Origin of the sequence: Mycobacterium persicum (genome assembly GCF_002086675.1) — a bacterium.
Classification (GTDB): Bacteria; Actinomycetota; Actinomycetes; order Mycobacteriales; family Mycobacteriaceae; genus Mycobacterium; species Mycobacterium persicum.
Genome location: NZ_MVIF01000294.1, coordinates 1 through 604 on the forward strand (window position 1 = coordinate 1; position 604 = coordinate 604).

The window sequence follows — 604 nt, forward strand, 5'->3', positions numbered from 1 at the left end:
TCGGTGGCCTGCCAGGAGTTCATCACCCAGTTGGGTCGCAACTTCCAGGTGATCTACGAGCAGGCCAACGCCCACGGCCAGAAGGTCCAGGCCGCCGGCAGCAACATGGCACAGACCGACAGCGCCGTCGGCTCCAGCTGGGCCTAGCACCGACAACAACAAGTGTGGCCGCACCCCGGCCGGTGTGCGGCCACACTTGTGTGCACTCAGACCTAGCCGCCCATCGGCGAATGGGGAATCACCGACGAACGGACCCCGACGCGCTGAACCGCGCCGTCGGCCTCGCGCCCGACCATGCCTCCAAGCGGCAGCCTGGGTAGGGTGGCGCCGTTTGCCGCGGCGGGGACCGCGCCAGCCTGGGCTTCCGGCACCGCCACTGCGCCGGCCGGGGTCACCGGTGCCGCCGACAGCGTTTCGGCCCAGCTCGGCGGCACCGACAATGTCCCCAGCGACGCCGCTTGGCCGACGCTCGCCGATGCGGCCGGACCACTTATCGCCGGCACGCCCGCCGCACCTAACGGGCCTAAGCCCAATACCGTTCAGTTAAGACTACATGGGTGTAGTTTGTAGGGTATGCCTCGTGCGGGTTGGCGCAAGCCTGAGT

Annotated in this window: 1 protein-coding gene and 1 pseudogene; one reads left to right on the forward strand and one right to left on the reverse strand. The window is 68.5% G+C overall.

The annotated features are described in order from the left end of the window. Positions 1–147: pseudogene (locus tag BST40_RS28470) on the forward strand (type VII secretion protein EsxI); the annotation flags it as partial. A 65-nt stretch (positions 148–212) separates the two neighbouring features. Here BST40_RS28470 and BST40_RS28475 read toward each other — a convergent pair. Then, positions 213–503, reverse strand: coding sequence for a PPE family protein, SVP subgroup (locus tag BST40_RS28475; RefSeq protein ID WP_244174551.1), 291 nt, complete (start codon positions 501–503; stop codon positions 213–215). Positions 504–604 lie beyond the last annotated feature (101 nt).